A 17,624-nucleotide genomic window follows, 5' to 3' on the forward strand; every position below is an offset into this window, starting at 1 on the left:
TTTACCTTTTTTCTTTTTACCTTTTATAACTTGTATCTTACTCCCAGCAGGAAGGTTCTGCCATACTGATAAGTTCCCACGATGGTCTTATCGCTCTTCTGGCCCTCATACTCCAGGTTGCTCTTGTTCACGGTCTTCAAGTATCTCTCGCGCTTGGCATCGAGCAGATTGTTTGCCTTGAAGAAGACGGAGATGCCGTTCTTGAATTGCTTCTCGGCACTCAGGTCGAGACCGAACATAGCCTTATCCCACTGATCGGCATCCTTGAAGGGAGAAACCAGGGCGAGCTTGGTACCCGTGAAGGAAGAGGCCAACTGCGCATTCCAGCCATTCTCCGTATCCTTATATAATAAGGAGATATTGGCGGTATGAGGAGCCTGGTTAACCAGCGGACGGGTCTGGGTTACGCCCGATTTATACTCGGCACTACCCTCCTTGTACTCACGCTTCGAGGTGGTGATTTCAGAATGGGTGTAAGTATAATTTGCCTTTACTCCGAAGTGGCGAATGTATTTGATGACGTCGATTTCGAAGCCCATGTTCTTGGCATTACCCAGGTTATCCGGCATGTAGTAAGCATCGGTTCCGGCACCAATCTTGCCATCAGATGTTACGAACACCTGCTCTATCGGGTCTTTCAGATATTTATAGAACACGCCGGCAAGAATCTGCTCTGTCTTGCTTGGGAACCACTCCCAGCGCAGGTCGATGTTGTCGATGCGGGCACGCTTCAGGTTTGGATTACCCTTTTCCTGATACTCCTCGCCCATAATCTGATAAGGCACAATCTCATAGAAGCCCGGACGGTTGATGGAGCGATAGTAAGAGAGACGCACGTTCATCTTCTTGGTTGGCGTCCATTTGATGGATGCAGATGGCAGATAATCCCAGTAGCTCTGCTCGCCCACCTGTCCCATGTTACGGAAGTGCTGGAGCATGGTGTAAATCTGGTTGGTATGCTCGGCACGGAAACCGGCATTCAGTTCACCTACCTCGCTCTTCAGGGTTACCATGGCGTAGGCGCCTCCGATGTGCTCCTTGGAATCGTAGTTGAGCTGCGAAGCCTGAGAATAAGGAGTTTTGCAAACCCAATCTATATTGGCATACTGCTCTAATCCGTTTCCATCCATCGTCTGCGAGATGTCGGCAGGATTGAAGATGTAAGAATAATATCTATTGCTGCGTTCTTTTCTGCGATACTGCGCACCCGCCTTCCAGAGAGCCTCCACATCGTTGGCGAAATGGGTATCGTAAGAAAGGTTGATGTAGCCTGCCCAGTCGGTATCCTTGTTGTGCTGGAACCGGCGCTCGGCACCCTTAGGCAGGGTCTTAATGATATTCTTATTGGCATCCCAGATGGAACCCGAAACGGCATCGCCGCCATTCTCGGCTTTTCTGCTCACGGTATTCGTCAGGGTTACGTAGGTTCTGTCCGGATCTTCCTCCTTTGCCTGCGAAAATACGCCCGACCAATCTACGGTAAAATCCTTGGTAAGATGATGCGTACCCTTCAGGTTAGTGGCGAAGATGCTCTGGGTGGTTGAGAGAGAGCGCACCTCATCGTCCTGGGTATAGCTGTCGGCTCCGATATATTCGGTGTTGACACTGTTATTGTATCTGATGCCCTTGGAATTGGTGCGCACATACATGTTGTACCATTCCAGCTTGTGGCCAGGCAGGGTTAAATCTATCTTGGCATGAGCACCCGTGGTAAGATCATGGATGCTGTAGTAGCGATGTTGCAGATTGGAAATGTACATTGCCTGCTCGCCCGAAGCCATCTTTACGGAATTGTAGGTGCGCTCGGTGCCACGGAAAGTATTCTGCACGCTTCCGGCAAGCATCACGCCCAGGCGGTCGTTCCAGAAGCGGTTGCCGATGCTCAAACCTCCGATGAAGTTAGGAGATGGCATGGAATGACTCTTCAGCTGAACAGGGCCTTTCTTGAAATCACTCATCTGCGCCTTGTAGTCTTTTCCGAAAGCCTCGTAAGGAGCCTTCTTTGTATAATCAGAGCGGTTGCTGGTAAGATAATCTCTGCCATCCTTCCAGAAATAATCACTTGCTCCGATGGCTGCATTCGCCAGAATCTGGAAGTGGGATGGCGCATCCTTCATCACCATATCCACCACGCCACCGGCTGCATCGCCTTCCATATCAGCCGTCAAAGACTTGGATACCACGAGGCGATCCATCAGATCAGAAGGGAAGATATTCAACGGAATGTAACGGTTTTTATCATCCGGACTTGGAATCTTCACGCCGTTTACCAGGGTGTAGTTGTAGCGCTTGTCCATGCCTCGGAGGATGGCGTAGGAAGCCTCGCCCGATGCATCACGCTCCATGGTTACACCCGATACTCGCTGCAGAACGCTTGCCACGTTGACATCAGGCGAAAGCTGGATGCTCTGCTGGCTCATCACGTTGAGCACGTTGCCGGCATTCTTCACGGTTTCTATGGCGCTTCGGTCGCTGCGGTATTCACGATGACCGGTAACCACCACTTCGCCCAACTGCTTCAGGTCTTCATCCATCGGAATATCCACCTTGTCTTTCTTAGCCACATCTACTACCATCTCCCTGGTCTTGTACGACATGTAGGAAACGATGATGGTAAACTTGCCTTTATCAGGCAATTCATGCAGGGTGAAAGTACCATCAAGTCCAGTGGTGGTACTCACGTTGGGCAGCTCCTTTACTCGGATTACGGTTCCGATGAGGGGTTCACCCGTTTTGTTATCCTTGACTATACCATCCAGCGTATGTGCCTGGATGGAGGTAGTCGCAGCGGCTAGAAGCGCCGCACTCAGTAAAATTCTTTTCATCTATATCGCTATTGAAATCTTCATTCGTTTCTTTTCGCAAAAAAGCTCCTTTTACTTTTTTACCTTTAAAACCGTGTGGATGATTTTTCCATCCTTGTCAATCATCGACATTCTCAGCTGCTTCTTATCTGCTGTAAATACAGAGAAACCATCGGCTGGACTGCAGAACACAGTGCCATCGATAGGCTTCACAGGGCGAGCCAGAGATGAAGAGGAATTGACTACGTAGTCGATGTTGTCGCCCTTCTTCTGGATGTGCTGGAAGTTGTGGATATGGCCGCAGGCATAAATCGCCACATTATTATATTTATGGAGGATAGGAAGAAGGCGCTTCTGCATGTCGAGTCGCTCACTCTCCTTCTTCTCGGTGTAGGCGTAGATAGGATGATGACCTACCACGATGACCCAGTCTTCCTTGGCATTCTTCAGGGTTTCGTCGAGCCAGGAGAGCTGAGCCTCTGCATCCTGCTTGCAGGCATCAGGATATTTTTCTGACGCCTTGCGATAAGAATCGATAAGAGGTGTGGTGTCGAGGAAGATGACACGGATGGTAGTTCCCTTGTGGTCGAACACCTTGGTGTAATATTTGGCTGGCATCATCCAGCGGCGGCTCACCTTACCATAGTCCATAAAAGCCTGAGTATTACCACGATACTCATGGTTGCCACAAACCGGGAACCAGTCGAGCATCAGGTCTGGATGAGAATAAACATATTCGTAATTGGTAAGCCACAGAGGGTCCTGGGGGGAAGCCACGCCATTGAAATGGTGGATGTCGCCCACGGCAAGTACGCATTCAGGATCTACCGTACCCGCCATCTCGCCCATCAGTTCGGCGATAGGCTTCTGGTCGTAGTAGCCGTTTCGACCCATATCATTGGTCATGTAGAGGGTGATTTCACCCTTCAGTTTCTGCCATTCGGCAGCATTCGCCTTCCAGTTAGGATTCTGCGGAATAGCGGTTGCTGCACTCTGAGAGCAGGTTGTTAATGCTGCGTTTTGCGCCTGTGCAGTCAAACCTCCGCCCAACAATAAAGCCGAAGCCAAAACTACAGTAGCTACTCTACCTTTCATCATAGCAAAGCCATTCATGCTGCTATGCTTACCCGATACTTTCTTTTCCATTTTTCTTTATCTAACTATAATACCTTTCTATAATACCTTTATTAAAGATTTCCCCTTTCGGGGTAATTCCTGTTAAATTTCGGGTGCAAAGGTAGGGGTATTATGTGTCAATGAGGTTACAAGGATTTTAATTAGCAGATAAAAGATACTACAATTTTATTACGGGAGTTTCCCCCGATGCTTTTAGGGAAAATCATACGCTGGTTTATGGTTTTCCCCTTGTTGTTTTCAGCTATTCTCCCTATCTTTGCACCAGAAATAAATAAATGCAGTAATAAACCTTTAAAGAGAAGATAGTTATGAAAAGAATGATTATGACATTGGTAGCAGTATGGATGATGATTACATCTATGAATGCTCAGAGACTGACAAATATTCAGGCAGAAGCCCGTTTTATCACAGATAAGATGGTGGTGGAACTGGGATTGAGCAGCGCCCAGCGCAACAGCATCCTGAACATCAATCTCAATTATCTCAATGGCATCCGAAGCTATCGCGACATCGATGCCTACGGCTGGCATTACCGCAACAAGCAGCTCAAGCGCATGATGACCGCCAGACAATGGAAGAGATTCAAGGACTCTTACTATTTCTATCGCCCTATCGGCTGGCAGAATCATGTGTATGTTCACCATATTTACACCAAGTATCCAAAGCATAACTGGGGACACGACAAGCGCCGCCCTCGCCCTGAGTGCAGCTACGGAAGACCAGGATGGCCAGGCGGAATCCATGTAACTTATGGACCAGGAAAGCCGTGCAAGCATCACAAGTATCACAAGCACGACAAGAAGTGGAAGCACGATAGAGATTGGGATGATGATGATGATGACGATGATGATGATGACGATTGAGATAATGACAGGGAAGATGACTAAGATTAAGACTGAGATTAAGACAAACATTCGATGATAAAACAGAAGAAATCCAAGCTAGAGATGATTCTCCGGCTTGGATTTCTCGTCAAATAAAAACTAACTATGCCGTCTAACTAATCATTAATTACTAACAAGATGTCTTCCACAATCTGCTCATCGAGCAGGCGATTATCCGAAAGCAACTCCTTCACATCGTATCTGTCGTAGAGTCCCTTCCTGATGCCGCCCACCATCACCTTCATTTCTGAAGTGCCATAGTAAGAGGCGATACGCTCGCCGAAACCGCCATCCTTCGAACCATCCTCCAGGGTTACCACCAACTGATGGTTTGCTTTCAGGCTATCCAGCGTCTCGGCATCCACCTCGTTCAGATAACGTGGATTGATGAGCGTAGCATCGATGCCCTTATCAGCCAACAGGCGGACTACATTCTCGCCCTTCTGATAGAACGAACCGGCGGCGATGACTGCCACCTTCTCGCCCTGGTGCATTACCTTGTACTTTGCCTCGTAACCATATTCAGCATCAACGGCTTCTGACGTATGAACCACGCCATTGCTTGGCACGCGGATGGCGATAGGTTTCTTATCCTGCAGAATGCTCCAGCGGAGCATGGCGAAATACTCCTCGCAGGTGGTTGGAGCCAGATAGATGAGCCCCGGAATGCTGCAGAGCATCGGAATATCGAAAAGGCAGATGTGGGTGATGTCGTTCATCGAGTTCACTCCGCCTCCTACCACGTTGATTACGGCTGGGTTGGAATTGATGCAGAGGTCTTGCGCTATCTGGTCGTAGGTACGTTGGATAAAGGTGCTGTAAACGGTCCAGACAGGATGCAATCCACCCTTCGCCATTCCCGAAATCATGGCCACCGCCTGCTCTTCGGCGATTCCCATATCGATGTGCTGCTTGCCAGCCAGTTGGCGCTTATCGGCAGTAAAGCCACCTGCGGTAGGAGTACCGGCGGTTACAGCGATGAGGGTCTTATCCTGCTTCATCTCGCTGAGCATCCAGTCAGAGAATAATGTACCGTAATCCTCTGTCGGAGCAACCTCCGGGAGGATTCCATCGGCATTCCTTCTTGGTCGCGAACCGTCTTCCAAATTGAAAGGCATTCCCCAATGCCAAGCCTCCTTATTGGCTACGGCTGGCGCAAATCCATGACCTTTCTCTGTGTGAATGTGAACCACGGTAGGCTTATTCGTATCCTTCACGCTCTCGAAAACCTGGATGAGTTTTTCGATGTCGTTACCCTCTTCCAGATACTTGTATTCAAAGCCCCACGCCTTGAACCAGTTGTGCTCGCAGGTGCCGTTGCTCTCGCGCAAGGCACGCAGGTTCTTGTAGATTCCGCCATGATTTTCGGCGATAGACATTTCGTTGTCGTTCACCACGATGATGATGCCCGTGCCGAGTTCCGAAGCCTCATCCAGTCCCTCGAAAGCCTCGCCGCCCGAAAGGGATCCGTCGCCGATAATGGCGATGATGTTCTCATCGGTACCCTTGACGTCGCGCGCCTTCTGCAAACCGGTGGCAAGACTCACGGAAGTAGAAGTATGCCCCACCTCAAAGTTATCATACTCAGGACATTCGGCAGGAGAAGAATAGCCCGAAATGGCATTCATGTCATCCACATCGCCGAGGAATCCCGCAGCTCGTCCGGTGAGCACCTTATGCGGATAGCATTGGTGGCTTACGTCAAACACGAGCTTATCCTTTGGTGCATTAAAAACGTAGTGAAGCGCCACGGTAGCCTCCACGAATCCCAGGTTTGGTCCCACATGACCGCCATGTTTGCTTACACGGTTCAGCACAGCCTGTCTGGTTTCATCAGCCACCACCTGCAACTCCTTCAAATCCAGTTTCTTCAAGTCGGCTGGCGACTTTATTTTCTCAATATACATTTTCTTATAGTTTTAATTATGATTTCTGGGTGCAAAGATACGAAGAATCTTGAAAACACGCATTACCCAAACTACAGAAAAAATGAATAATTCTCCCTATTCCTTCACATCCAGCATTTCCGGATGCTCCATCCGCTCCTTTTTCTTGAGTTTCTTCACCACTTCGGAATAACTGTGGCGAATCAGGGCCTGGATGAAATCATCTTCCAGCGTGCCATAAAGGTTTACCTGATTCCAGTATTTCTTATTCCAATGCCATGCGCCTTCTATTTCGGGATGCACTTCCCGGAGTTCGAGGGCGTAATCGGCATTACATTTCATCGTAACCCACTCGGGGCGCTCCAGGTCAACACAGGCAAAGATCTTGCCCAAAATGCGAAACACCAAGGTCTGCTCATCAAAAGGAAAAGCCTCGGCTACGAGGGGAAGCGAGAGGCAATACTCTCTAACTGATTCTATATTCATCATTTCTTCTGATTATTTCTGATTAAAATGTTTCTATGTTTTAGGGGACAAAGATAATAAATTCTGATGAAACGGCAAGCCTTATTCCATAAAAAAAAAGAAAAACTTTAAAATAACTCCCTTATGGGATACCTGAAAGCAATCTTTTTGTAACTTTTTCAAGAAAATATTTGGTAGTTACATAATTTTATTGTAGATTTGCAGCAGAGTTTTTAAAGAAGGAGTACTTATGCAGAAGAAAAAGGATAAAAACCTGATGAAAACGGATGTAAAACCGATGAAACAAGGACTGCTGTCCCGGATTTTCCATCTCTATTACGATGGTTTCAGGACGATGACGCTGGGCAAGACGCTCTGGGCTGTCATTCTCATCAAGCTTGCCATCATCTTCCTGGTGCTCAAGCTCTTTTTCTTTCCAGATTTTATCAATACGAATGCCAAGAACGGAGACAAGGCTGGCTTCGTTTCCAAGGAAATTCTGAACAGATAAGACTCTGAATCCCCGCAACCTTCACATCGAAAGAAATACAAAAACATTATATAATAACAATTCTAAAACCATTCAACTATGATGACAAATCTATTGTTAGACATTACATCAGCGACCATCGACTGGTCGAGGGCGCAATTCGCACTCACGGCCATCTACCATTGGCTGTTCGTGCCGCTCACCCTGGGACTGGCAGTAATCATGGGCATCTCCGAAACATGCTACTACCGCACCAACAAGCCGTTCTGGAAGCACGTAACCCGTTTCTGGCAAAAACTCTTTGGCGTCAACTTCGCCATGGGCGTTGCCACAGGCATCATCCTGGAATTTGAATTCGGCACCAACTGGAGCAACTACTCCTGGTTCGTGGGCGACGTATTCGGCGCTCCCCTAGCCATCGAAGGCATCCTGGCATTCTTCATGGAGAGCACCTTCGTGGCCGTGATGTTCTTCGGCTGGGATAAGGTGAGCCGGGGCTTCCACCTTGCCTCCACCTGGCTCACGGGACTTGGCGCCACCATTTCTGCCTGGTGGATTCTCGTAGCCAACGCCTGGATGCAGTATCCGGTGGGACAGGAATTTAATCCCGATACCATGCGCTTCGAGATGACTTCGTTTATGGATGTGGCACTCTCGCCATTCGCCATCAACAAGTTCACCCATACCGTTACTTCCTCCTGGATCATCGGCGCCACCTTCGTTGTAGCCGTAAGCTGCTGGTATCTCCTGAAGAAGAGAGAAACCCAACTGGCGAAGGCGAGCATCAAGATGGGTGCCGGAGTAGGACTCATCGCCACCCTGCTGGCTGCGATGACCGGCGACAACTCTGCCTACCAGGTGGCACAGGTGCAGCCGATGAAACTGGCTGCGATGGAAGCATTATATAATGGTGGAAACGGCGAAAGCCTCACGGCGATAGCAGCCGTTCATCCCTTCCGGCAGCCCGATTACGAAAACGAGCAGGAGCCAGCCATGCGCATCGCCATCCCCAACATGCTCTCGTTCTTAGCCACCCGCACAGCCGATGGCTACGTGCCTGGCGTAAACGATATTATCAAGGGTTACACTAAAGAGGATGGCACCCGGGAACCATCCGTGCAGGAAAAGATAGCCCGGGGCAAGAAGGCGATAGTTGCCCTGAAAACCTATCGCGAAACGAAGGCGAAAGACCAGCTCCCTATCCTCAGGGAGAATATGAAATACTTCGGATATGGTTACATCAAGGACGCCAAAGAACTGGTACCGAGCATCCCGATCTGCTTCTACGCCTTCCGCCTGATGGTGGGAGTAGGCTGCCTGCTCATTCTCTTCTTCGCCCTCAGCCTATTCCTGGTCTATAAGAAGGAAATCGCCCAATACCGATGGTTCCTCATTTCCGCCATCATCATGATTCCGCTGGCTTACATCGCCTCAGAATCGGGCTGGATAGTAGCAGAAATCGGTCGCCAGCCTTGGACCATCCAAGACCTGCTGCCAGTAAGTGCCGCCATCTCCGACATCGAGGCAGGCAGCGTGGCCACCACCTTCTTCATCTTCCTGGCACTCTTCACCACCATGCTTGCCGTAGAAATCAGCATCCTGGTGAAGCAGATTAAGAAAGGACCGGAATATGAATAAAAACTTAAGATGATAAACTTAAGATTATGAATTAACTTTATGACATTAGTATTATGACATACGAATTTTTGCAATCATACTGGTGGTTCCTCGTATCATTATTAGGAGCCCTACTGGTGTTTCTCATGTTTGTACAGGGAGCCAACACCTTGATATTCTGTTTGGGAAAAACGGAAGAAGAGCGTCGCCTCATCATCAACTCTACGGGACGAAAATGGGAGTTCACCTTCACCACGCTCGTCACCTTCGGCGGAGCCTTCTTCGCCTCGTTTCCATTGTTCTACAGCACCAGTTTCGGCGGAGCCTACTGGCTGTGGATGATTATCCTGTTCTCGTTTGTGATTCAAGCCGTGAGCTATGAATTCCAGAACAAGATAGGTAATTTTCTTGGACCGAAGACCTTTCAGATCTGCCTCATTATCAACGGCATCGTGGGTCCGCTGCTTCTTGGCGGAGCCGTAGCCACCTTCTTCAACGGCAGCAATTTCCTGATAGACAAGGGCAATATTACCAACAGTCTGCAACCCGTCATCAGCCGCTGGGCAAATGCCAGCCATGGTCTTGATGCCCTGCTCGACCCATGGAACGTAGTGCTGGGACTTGCCGTACTGATGCTAGTCCGTATTCTGGGCATGCTCTACATCAAGAACAACATCGAGCACCAGCAGATTCAGGAGCGCTGCACCCGCCAGTTGCCATGGAATGCCCTCCTCTTCCTATTGTTCTTCCTGCCATTCCTCATCAGATTGCTGGTAAAAGATGGATTCAGCACTTCTTCTTCCGGCATTACGATTGAGAGTATGAAGTATCTTCACAATCTCCTGGAGATGCCAATCTTGCTTGTAATATTATTAATAGGTGTAGTACTCGTTCTTTTCGGCATTTTCAAGTCATCGAGGAGCGTGCAGTATAGAAAGGGAATCTGGTTTACGGGCATCGGAACCGTGCTTACCATGCTGGTTCTGCTGCTGATAGCCGGCTGGAACAATACCGCCTACTATCCATCTAACATCGACCTTCAGAGTTCGCTCACTCTCGCCAACAGTTGCAGCAGCGAGTTCACGCTCCGCACCATGGCGATAGTTTCCCTCCTCATCCCGTTCGTGCTCGCCTACATCGTCTTTGCCTGGCGCGCTATCGACCGCAAGCGCATTACGCAGGAAGAAATAGAGCAGGGAGAAGCGTATTAAAAAAGGCAGTGAAAGCCTATTAAATATGCTCCACACGCCCTGATCAGGGCGTGTGGAGAAGACGTCCCATCAAACAAAAATCTGTAACCAATCTTTTGTCTTTCTAAATAAAAGCAGTATCTTTGCAGACATGAAACAGAAAATCATAGATAAAATCAACCGATTGGCAAGCCAGAAAGAGCCTTTTCTCTTTGTCATCAACTACCAGGCAGACGAGGCCTTCATCCGCAAGCTATCAGATATAAATCCCGAAGAATGCCTCTTCGATTTCGAAGGAAGAGGTAACTGGAGAGAAAACCATTCGAAAGAAATGGGGGATTCTAAAAGAATTTACGAGGAGATTTCAAGGGAGATTCCAAAGGAGATTTCGGAGAAAAAGGTTTTCAAAGAAACTCCTTTGGACTCTCCTATTTCTTGGCAGATAACCCCGCCCCTTTATAACGATTATGAGCGAAGCTTCAACATCGTGAAGAGCAACATTATGGCGGGCAACAGCTATCTTACGAATCTCACCAACCGGGTTCCCGTAAGCTGCAATCTTTCATTAGAAGAAATTTTCCATCGTGCAAAAGGGAAGTATAAACTGCTGCTCAGAAGAAAGAGAACTCAAGCAGAAGATAAAGCTCATCTGAAAGAAGAGAACATAGAAGAGAATCTCACCCCCTTCGTCTGCTTTTCGCCCGAAACCTTCGTCAGAATCAAGGGCGGAAGAATCTACTCCTATCCCATGAAGGGAACCCTGGATGCATCCCTCCCCAATGCCGAAAAGCTGCTGATGGAAGACCGGAAAGAGGCGGCAGAACACGCCACCATCGTAGATCTGATAAGAAACGACCTGAGCCGGGTGGCAGAAGATGTAAGGGTAGATAAATACCGTTACGTCGACGTGCTGCACACCAACAAGGGCGACATCCTGCAAACCAGTTCAGAAATCAGCGGTCGCCTGCCCGAAGATTACCCGCACCATCTGGGCGAAATCCTCGATGCCCAGCTCCCAGCCGGTTCCATCACGGGTGCCCCGAAAGATAAAACCATGCAGATTATCCAAGAGGCAGAAGGCTACGACCGCGGCTTCTACACGGGCATCATGGGAATCTACGACCAGGGCGAACTCAACTCTGCCGTCATGATAAGATTCATAGAAGAAGAAACTTCGCCGGTTGATTTTGAAGCCGACGGAGAAAAGAATTTCAAGGCAAACGAAGGAAAGAAGCCGAAGAAAAGCCGAAAATTGTATTTCAAGGCAGGCGGCGGCATCACTTCGAAGAGCGATTGCCGGAGGGAATACGAGGAAGTGATTCAGAAAATCTATCTTCCGTTTTAAATCCACCTTTCATCTTAGAAAAAATAAAAGAGATTATGAAACAGCAATTTATAGAAACAATAAAGATCAAAAACGGCAAGGCTCTAGCCCTACCCTATCATCAGGCAAGAATGGAGAGAACCATCCGCAGGTTCTTTCCAACCCTCGCATCTGAAGAAATAAAACTCTCATCCCTCATTTCCCCAAAAGAGGAAATGAACCTTTACAAGGCACGAGTGGTTTATGGCACCCAGGGCGTGGAAGCCATCGAGTACGCCCCCTACAAGATGAAGGAGATTCATTCCCTCAAGGTGGTAGAGGATAATAATATCGACTACACCTATAAGAGCACAGACCGAAGTGCGCTCAACGCCCTGGTAGCCCAGAAGGACGATTGCGATGAAATCATCATTGTAAAGAACGGGCTCATTACCGATACCTCCTTCACCAATCTCGCCCTTTTTGATGGCAACAGATGGCTCACCCCCAAGCATCCCCTGCTCCAGGGAACCAAACGTGCCCAGCTCCTGGAAGCCGGCATCATCCTGGAAGCCGACCTCACACTAGAAAACCTCAGAAAGGCGGAAAAAGTGAGTCTCTTCAACGCCATGATAGATTTCGGAGAGCGGGAAGTAACCAAGATTTTCCTACCGGATCAAAACTGATTAAACCCACAATTATAAAGAAAGAAATTCTACAGCTCTATCACCTCCAAATCATCCGGAACGAAGATTCTACCCTTGAAGTTCTCGGCAGCTTCACGAGTATAATTTTCTTTACGATTAGCGAGTGTTTTCTCCTCCGTATGATACAGGATAAGATTCTTCACGCCCAGTTCCTCCGCCAGTTTTCCGGCATCAAGCGCCGTACTGTGGCATTTCTCATAAGGCTTGAACGTATCGCGGTCGGCATAGAGACAAAACGCCTCACACATCATCCAGTCAGCCCCCACTATGTAGCGTCGGTTCTGCTCGTTATAAGGTTCATCACCCAGGCACGCCAAGACCAAAGGCTTATCCGATTCATCAGAAGAAGGCAACTCTGCTCGGAATCCGAACTGTTTTTCCTTAGTAGACTGAATATCAAAGCATTCCAACTTCATATCCCCCACTTCGAAGCAATCGCCATCTTCCAACTGATGGAACACCACCCTTTCAGCCACCTTAGCCAGTTGCTTCTTGGCAAGAATCATGTCGATGATGGTCTTGATCACCTTTATCACCTTATCGTTTCCATACACATGCAGCAATCCCTCATATCCCTTACATTGTGCCACCATTCGGATTACCCAGATTCCCCCCAGCACATGGTCGGTATGCGCATGGGTAACGAAGAGGTGATGAATGTCAGAAATCTGAACATTTATCTTCTTCAGCTGCGCCAGTATTCCGTTTCCTCCGCCCGCATCCACCAGCATCAGGGTGCTGGGAGTTTGGAGCACAAAACAGGTATTATAAATCTGGGAAACCGTAGCATTTCCCGTTCCGAGCATCGTAATTTGAGTCGTTGTCTTATCCATTGTCTTATTCGTTATATATTTGATTCACGCCCACAAAACTACTCATTTTCTGATAAACCACCAAGAAAAAGCCCCGAAAACTTTGCTTATTCCAAATAATAATCTTAACTTTGCGGCATAAAAACAAAAAGCAGGTTTCGATTATGGCAAAAATAGAAAGACAAAAGCGAATCTATCGCAAGCGCATCCCTTACGGAATGCAGAACTTTGAGGATGTAATGGAAAGAGATTGTTACTATGTTGACAAGACCCCATTCATAGAGAAAATAGAAGAATCTAACATGTATTTCTTCTTCATTCGCCCTCGCCGTTTCGGCAAGAGCCTTACCCTCTCCATGCTCGAAAACTATTACGACATCAATAAGAAGGATAAGTTTGAAAGCCTCTTCGGCAAGCTTTACATCGGAGAGAATCCTACCCCTGAACGCAACAGCTATCTCATCCTTCACCTGAATTTTGCCATGATCTCAGCAGGATTGGATAATTATAAAAAAGGACTTGATGCCCATTGCAACAACAAGTTCAATTCCTTCTGCAGCAGATACGCCCACCTTTTGCCACCGGACATAAAGGAAGAGATGAACCAAAAGGAAGATGCCGTTGCCCAATTGGGATTTCTATGCGACAAATGTGCTGAAGCAGGCTTGAAGATTTATCTCTTCATCGACGAATACGACCACTTTACCAATCAGATTCTTGCCCACAAGGAGCATGAAAAACGATACCGCGAGCAGACTCACGGTGAGGGATATCTACGACATTTCTTCGACACAATCAAGGGAGCCGCAGGAGATTCACTGGGCAGAGTTTTCGTTACAGGAGTAAGTCCCGTAACAATGGACGATCTGATCAGCGGTTTCAACATCGGTACCAACTATTCCCTGTCTCCGGAGTTCAACGAAATGGTGGGATTCACCGAGGAGGAAGTGCGCCAGATGCTGGCTTATTACGCCAGCGTGCTGCCATTCCGCCATAGCGTGGATGAGCTGATAGAAGTGATGAAGCCATGGTACGACAATTATTGCTTCTCAGAAGAAAAGTACGGCAACACAACCATGTACAACTCCGTGATGGTGCTCTACTTTGTAGATAATTACATCCGCAACGATTATGATATTCCGAAGAAACTGGTGGAAACCAACATCCGCATCGACTACGACAAGATTCGCATGCTCATCCGCCATGACAAGGAGTTTGCCCACGATGCCAGCATCATACAGGATATCGTGACCAGGGGATTCACCACGGGAACCCTGATGGAGAATTTCCCTGCCGAGCGCATCAACGACCCAGATAATTTCCTGAGTCTGCTCTTCTATTTCGGCATGGTAACGATAGACGGCACCTACCAGGGCAATACCCGCTTTGTGGTTCCCAACGAGGTGGTGCGCGACCAGATGTACACCTATCTGCTGGATACTTACAAAGAGGACGACCTCACCTTTGAGCAATACGACAAGACCCAGCTGGAGAGCAAGTTGGCTTACGAAGGCGCATTCAAGCCCTACTTTGCCTACATAGCCGATTGTCTGAAGCGCTTCTCCTCCCAGCGCGACAAGCAGAAGGGCGAAGCCTACGTTCATGGTTTCACTCTGGCGATGACGAGCCAATGCAAGTTCTACCGTCCTATTTCTGAACTTGACAACGATGGCGGTTATGCCGACATCTTCCTGCTGCCCCTCTGCGACATCTATAAGGACATAGAAGATTCCTACATCGTGGAATTGAAATATTGCAAGCCGGGCACCAGCGATGAGCAGCTGAACCATCTCTTCGAGGAAGCCTCAGCCCAGATAAGGCGCTACGCCAATAGCGACATCGTGCACAAATCCGTGAAAACCACGAAGCTTCATCAGCTCGTTGTGATTTACCGGGGAGCAGAGATGGCGATGTGCGAGGAGGTGGAATAAATAAAACGGAATAAAAGAAAGTGGAATAAAAGACATACAGAAAGAAAGGGCAAAAGCATCATATCATATATTGACAAGGTAATGCTCTTGCCCTTTTATCTTTAGCAGATAATGTATTTCAAAACGCCGATGGTAGCAATCTTGGCTTCATTATCTTCCGGGATTTCTATGATCTGAAGCCATCTTTATTGAGTGGCTGCAGTTCTATTTTTGAATGAACTTCCACCCCTTCTTCGTTCACAGTTTTCTCGCTATAAAACTTTTTGATGGTATATTTTCCGCCATATTCCTCGTAATATTCATTCACCTGCGAGAGTACGATTTCTCCCTCCCTTGAACCTCCATGATAACGTTCAAACTCGCATAAGTCTCCATCCTTAATTTTCGGCAGCATCGAGTTGCCCTTGGCATGAACCACGAACATTTCCCTATTTGGAGTGAATGGTAATGAGGATACATCCACCCATCCTTCCGTCTCCGGCTCCTCATATTTATCGAAGTAGCCACAGGCAGCTTGGATGGAATATAGAGGGAGGAAACGGGTGAAGCGGTCGGAAGGAGAGATGCTATGAAGAATTGCTGTATTCAAGCTGTCCCCATCCATAAGCACATCAAACATATCCTGCATCAATTTCCAACCATCTGTACTACCAGGCTGATAGGCATATTCCTCATTATCATTATAATACCATGTACCATTAGCAGCTATTACAATACCGCCAACGTAATTTATTCTGCCTTCAGCCAAGTTGTTCAACATAGAAAGACGCTTCTGCAAAGCCTCAGCCTTGTTTTTCGTGTCTTTAGATGCAGCCGTCTGACCTCCTTTGGTGTCAAAGATGCCGATAGTAGCATCCTTCTTTTTGAAAATCCAGTCGGGATAGAAAAGTGCTTCTTCGTTGCGTTCTTCGCTGAAATAACGAATGGCAAGCCAATCCTTACCGCTATCTCCATTCTTAAACCACCATTCTATACCATCCTGACCCTCAAGATACTTGTAAAAGCTCTCTTCGGTTTTTCTGCCAGTATAGTCTTGCCCCAAGAAGAAAGGATGCAACAGGCATTTCTGCTCCGTCAACTCATCATGTTCTTCTGTATAAGAATACATCTTCTTCAATACAAAAGGAACACTCTGCCGCTTTCGGTTTTCCTCTCTGCGCTTACGTAATTGTTCTTCGAGCAAAGGATGGTATGCCTTAAGCGTTTCTGTGATAAGACGTCTGAATATACTTGAAGCAGAACCGTTTAATGCATCATGCAAGAAAATACAATACCATTTATCTTCGTCTTCATTCTTCAGAGCATAATACTTGAACCACAAGCGTATGGCACTTTTCAAAGTTGGTACAGAACGCACGATGTTTCCTACCTTGCAATCATTATCTGATTGCGAACGCAGGATTTCCACCAAAGTGAAAGTAAAGAGTTTCTGCACATCACTCCTACTCCACTCGCGCTCTACCCCTTTAGCTTCCTTAAGGTTGATTCCAATATTTTCGTAATCATAGAATTGAGCATCTGAAACAATCTCATGCGCCAAATTTCCCTTCAAGTTGAGTCCTTTAGTTTCTAGTTTCCTTTTTACAACATCATCAAACACATCCTCATCAGTAATGCCGAAATAGCGATTGAATGTATCAAACAGACATTGTTGGAATTCACCCGATTTACCCAAATCTCCATAATCTACACGCGACAGCATATCTGTCATCAGATTCGGGTCGATGATGTAGTCTTCCCCCTTTTTGTTGTAAGAGATAAGCGTTTTTGGCTTGTTGCCCATTCCGCCATAATCAGCCTCTGTTACAGCTTTGCGTGAGAAGTTGGTATAAAGATAACCATTACGGAAAACCTTAGACACTTCTTCGTGCATGATTGGAACACGGAGAATTCTACCGATGGTCTGAGTACTGAAAATTTCAGATTTTATATCACGAAACATAACTAAAATCTGAGCACGGGGACAATCTAATCACGGCAAAACGAAAAGAGCTATCTTGCAAAAACGAAATGTGATTTTTGACTCCAAAAACGAAATGTGAATTAAAAAAGCATTTAAACGACATTTGAAGGGTGTTTAAATGTATTTTATCTTCGGGATTTGGGATGCAGCGGCATTCCTCTCAAAGATGCCTGTAATCTCGTGCTCGAAGGTGAAGCCAATAAAGGGATAACCTATTCTAATGTTGATATAAGAAAAACGGTGGCTGTTATAGGATGGGCTACTTCAAAGGCTGAATACATGAATAGCCTCAGTCACGAAATGCTGCATGTGGTTCAGCATATTTCTGAACAGTTTTTGATAAATATGTATGGAGAGGAGGCTTGCTATCTGCTTGGTGGATTGGCGCAGGCTACATTTTTTAACACCAAAAAAGGAGCAAGTCTTGAATAATTA

General features: G+C 47.3%; 14 protein-coding genes. 8 read left to right on the forward strand and 6 right to left on the reverse strand.

Translation table 11 applies throughout. The features are described from left to right. Positions 1-23 precede the first annotated feature (23 nt). Both KUA48_RS04790 and KUA48_RS04795 read right to left on the reverse strand, forming a co-directional pair. Positions 24-2,825: a TonB-dependent receptor gene (locus KUA48_RS04790; RefSeq protein WP_218433444.1), complete on the reverse strand. Its 2,802-nt coding sequence runs from the start codon at positions 2,823-2,825 to the stop codon at positions 24-26. 51 nt (positions 2,826-2,876) lie between these two features. After that, positions 2,877-3,950 (reverse strand): metallophosphoesterase, encoded by a 1,074-nt coding sequence (locus tag KUA48_RS04795; RefSeq protein WP_117586003.1) that lies wholly within the window; start codon positions 3,948-3,950, stop codon positions 2,877-2,879. A 299-nt stretch (positions 3,951-4,249) separates the two neighbouring features. On the opposite strand from KUA48_RS04795, the gene KUA48_RS04800 reads away from it, so the two are divergent. Beyond that, on the forward strand, positions 4,250-4,804 hold the full coding sequence (locus KUA48_RS04800) for a hypothetical protein (protein ID WP_218433445.1): 555 nt from the start codon (positions 4,250-4,252) through the stop codon (positions 4,802-4,804). Between the two features lie 137 nt (positions 4,805-4,941). Here KUA48_RS04800 and KUA48_RS04805 read toward each other — a convergent pair whose 3' ends face one another. Both KUA48_RS04805 and KUA48_RS04810 read right to left on the reverse strand, forming a co-directional pair. Beyond that, complete coding sequence (locus KUA48_RS04805; RefSeq protein ID WP_218433446.1) at positions 4,942-6,732, reverse strand: 1-deoxy-D-xylulose-5-phosphate synthase; 1,791 nt, start codon at positions 6,730-6,732, stop codon at positions 4,942-4,944. A 96-nt stretch (positions 6,733-6,828) separates the two neighbouring features. Next, positions 6,829-7,197: an MmcQ/YjbR family DNA-binding protein gene (locus KUA48_RS04810; protein ID WP_118255553.1), complete on the reverse strand. Its 369-nt coding sequence runs from the start codon at positions 7,195-7,197 to the stop codon at positions 6,829-6,831. A 229-nt stretch (positions 7,198-7,426) separates the two neighbouring features. On the opposite strand from KUA48_RS04810, the gene KUA48_RS04815 reads away from it, so the two are divergent. From KUA48_RS04815 to KUA48_RS04835, 5 genes are all read left to right on the forward strand, one after another. Beyond that, entirely contained in the window at positions 7,427-7,687 is a 261-nt protein-coding gene (locus KUA48_RS04815; protein ID WP_228112315.1) for a DUF4492 domain-containing protein, read from the forward strand. A gap of 81 nt (positions 7,688-7,768) precedes the next feature. After that, positions 7,769-9,304 (forward strand): cytochrome ubiquinol oxidase subunit I, encoded by a 1,536-nt coding sequence (locus KUA48_RS04820; RefSeq protein ID WP_118255430.1) that lies wholly within the window; start codon positions 7,769-7,771, stop codon positions 9,302-9,304. A 53-nt stretch (positions 9,305-9,357) separates the two neighbouring features. Beyond that, a complete protein-coding gene (gene cydB, locus KUA48_RS04825; protein ID WP_218433447.1) occupies positions 9,358-10,494 on the forward strand; it encodes a cytochrome d ubiquinol oxidase subunit II in 1,137 nt (378 codons plus the stop codon). A gap of 130 nt (positions 10,495-10,624) precedes the next feature. Further along, entirely contained in the window at positions 10,625-11,818 is a 1,194-nt protein-coding gene (locus KUA48_RS04830; protein WP_218433449.1) for an aminodeoxychorismate synthase component I, read from the forward strand. A gap of 35 nt (positions 11,819-11,853) precedes the next feature. After that, entirely contained in the window at positions 11,854-12,462 is a 609-nt protein-coding gene (locus KUA48_RS04835) for an aminotransferase class IV family protein (RefSeq protein WP_118255415.1), read from the forward strand. Positions 12,463-12,491: 29 nt separating this feature from the next. On the opposite strand, the gene KUA48_RS04840 is transcribed toward KUA48_RS04835, so the two are convergent. Then, the gene (locus KUA48_RS04840) at positions 12,492-13,316 is read right to left on the reverse strand and encodes an MBL fold metallo-hydrolase (RefSeq protein WP_118255416.1); all 825 of its coding nucleotides are present in this window, start codon (positions 13,314-13,316) and stop codon (positions 12,492-12,494) included. A gap of 143 nt (positions 13,317-13,459) precedes the next feature. Here KUA48_RS04840 and KUA48_RS04845 point away from each other — a divergent pair, with 143 nt between their 5' ends. After that, complete coding sequence (locus tag KUA48_RS04845; protein ID WP_218433451.1) at positions 13,460-15,226, forward strand: ATP-binding protein; 1,767 nt, start codon at positions 13,460-13,462, stop codon at positions 15,224-15,226. Positions 15,227-15,392: 166 nt separating this feature from the next. Here KUA48_RS04845 and KUA48_RS04850 read toward each other — a convergent pair whose 3' ends face one another. Beyond that, the gene (locus KUA48_RS04850; RefSeq protein ID WP_218433453.1) at positions 15,393-17,168 is read right to left on the reverse strand and encodes a S24 family peptidase; all 1,776 of its coding nucleotides are present in this window, start codon (positions 17,166-17,168) and stop codon (positions 15,393-15,395) included. A gap of 159 nt (positions 17,169-17,327) precedes the next feature. Between KUA48_RS04850 and KUA48_RS04855 the strand changes: the two genes are divergently transcribed. Next, positions 17,328-17,621 carry a hypothetical protein gene (locus KUA48_RS04855; RefSeq protein ID WP_153080838.1) on the forward strand — a complete coding sequence of 98 codons (294 nt, stop codon included), beginning with the start codon at positions 17,328-17,330 and terminating at the stop codon, positions 17,619-17,621. Positions 17,622-17,624: the final 3 nt, after the last annotated feature.

This window comes from Segatella copri, assembly GCF_019249795.2.
GTDB lineage: Bacteria > Bacteroidota > Bacteroidia > Bacteroidales > Bacteroidaceae > Prevotella > Prevotella copri_B.

Excerpts from the sequence above, each read along its gene's own strand:
- KUA48_RS04850 (WP_218433453.1), bottom strand. The coding sequence starts at position 17,168 with ATGTTTCGTGATATAAAATCTGAAATTTTCAGTACTCAGACCATCGGT.
- KUA48_RS04820 (WP_118255430.1), top strand. The coding sequence starts at position 7,769 with ATGACAAATCTATTGTTAGACATTACATCAGCGACCATCGACTGGTCG.
- KUA48_RS04830 (WP_218433449.1), top strand. The coding sequence starts at position 10,625 with ATGAAACAGAAAATCATAGATAAAATCAACCGATTGGCAAGCCAGAAA.
- KUA48_RS04815 (WP_228112315.1), top strand. The coding sequence starts at position 7,427 with ATGCAGAAGAAAAAGGATAAAAACCTGATGAAAACGGATGTAAAACCG.
- KUA48_RS04800 (WP_218433445.1), top strand. The coding sequence starts at position 4,250 with ATGAAAAGAATGATTATGACATTGGTAGCAGTATGGATGATGATTACA.
- KUA48_RS04810 (WP_118255553.1), bottom strand. The coding sequence starts at position 7,197 with ATGAATATAGAATCAGTTAGAGAGTATTGCCTCTCGCTTCCCCTCGTA.
- cydB (WP_218433447.1), top strand. The coding sequence starts at position 9,358 with ATGACATACGAATTTTTGCAATCATACTGGTGGTTCCTCGTATCATTA.
- KUA48_RS04795 (WP_117586003.1), bottom strand. The coding sequence starts at position 3,950 with ATGGAAAAGAAAGTATCGGGTAAGCATAGCAGCATGAATGGCTTTGCT.
- KUA48_RS04845 (WP_218433451.1), top strand. The coding sequence starts at position 13,460 with ATGGCAAAAATAGAAAGACAAAAGCGAATCTATCGCAAGCGCATCCCT.
- KUA48_RS04790 (WP_218433444.1), bottom strand. The coding sequence starts at position 2,825 with ATGAAAAGAATTTTACTGAGTGCGGCGCTTCTAGCCGCTGCGACTACC.
- KUA48_RS04805 (WP_218433446.1), bottom strand. The coding sequence starts at position 6,732 with ATGTATATTGAGAAAATAAAGTCGCCAGCCGACTTGAAGAAACTGGAT.
- KUA48_RS04835 (WP_118255415.1), top strand. The coding sequence starts at position 11,854 with ATGAAACAGCAATTTATAGAAACAATAAAGATCAAAAACGGCAAGGCT.
- KUA48_RS04840 (WP_118255416.1), bottom strand. The coding sequence starts at position 13,316 with ATGGATAAGACAACGACTCAAATTACGATGCTCGGAACGGGAAATGCT.